This is a genomic window from Clostridium boliviensis, from assembly GCF_033342255.1.
Lineage (GTDB): Bacteria > Bacillota > Clostridia > Lachnospirales > Lachnospiraceae > Lacrimispora > Lacrimispora boliviensis.
The window spans coordinates 1-999 of sequence record NZ_JAWONS010000213.1; the positions used below are offsets into that span (position 1 = coordinate 1).

Here is a 999-nt window from a genome sequence, read left to right on the forward strand (position 1 = left end):
AATCATACGAAAATTTTACCTTCACGCAACCCCCTTTTCAATCCGCCCTTTGGGTTGCTGCGGTTTGTCGAGACGATCAGCGTGCCGAATCCCGGATTGGATCAAACCATGAAATTCATTCAATATTTTCAATGATGGAAAAATTATTCGTGGAGGGGCGCAAATCGGATCTAGCCGGCGTGCCGACAAACCCCTCCCATATCGCGTTATCACACTTCCGCCCGCATCTCGTTCCGTATCCAATCTGATGTCGGAGGCATAAAACGGTATCTCATCCTGGTCGGAAAAGCGCCTTTTCGACCCGGAACCGCTTGCCCGCGCCTCGGGAGATCCGGCAATAGGGGACTGAGCCTCGACGCGCATGTCCGCAAATCCGCCCGGATATCGGTAAGGATCGCCCGAGCTTTTTCGCCTTGCCGACCATATCCAAACCGGGCTCCCTCACCCCTTTGACCGCCGGGAACCGACGTCGGCTGCCTTCATTCTATCAAGTCCTTCCTTCCGGTCCATCGAGCCGGGGCCGGATTTTGACCTCCGCCCCGGGTCTCAAGGGACCGTCAGACCCCCACAAAAACCGAAGCGGCGGGCATATGCCCGCCGCTTCGGTGTCCTAGCTCGATGGTATTCCGATGACGTGGCTCCCGCTTCCACCCGTTATCGGCGGAACCGGTGTTGAAACGATTGGTCTCCCCTCTTTTCGAAGGCAGACACCACGTCAACTTACCATCAGTGTACTGTCCAATGCAGCAAGAAACAAGACAACGGCCGAATTGTTCACACAGCTTTCATTTTTGATCGTCAACGGCCAGCGCCTGTTTCAGTTCTTCCGGAGAGTTGTCCCACATTTTTTCATCGTGGCTGATCAACAGATCCCGGAGGGCCTTTTTCTCCACCGCCCCCAGCTCGCTGACCCGGATGCGCCGTTTCAGGGCATCATCCATTCGGTTCACATGGTCGGCGAGGATCTTCCAACCCCGGCGGGCCTCCCGGTCGATCAAC

At 56.1% G+C, this 999-nt stretch carries 2 protein-coding genes; one reads left to right on the forward strand and one right to left on the reverse strand.

From position 1 onward, the window contains the following. Positions 1–248, forward strand: a 248-nt coding sequence (locus RZO55_RS12570; RefSeq protein WP_318064630.1) for a hypothetical protein, incomplete at its 5' end; no start/stop codon positions are given. Between the two features lie 537 nt (positions 249–785). On the opposite strand, the gene RZO55_RS12575 is transcribed toward RZO55_RS12570, so the two are convergent. Further along, positions 786–999 (reverse strand): YwhD family protein (locus RZO55_RS12575; RefSeq protein ID WP_318064631.1); only part of this gene is annotated, 214 nt, incomplete at its 5' end.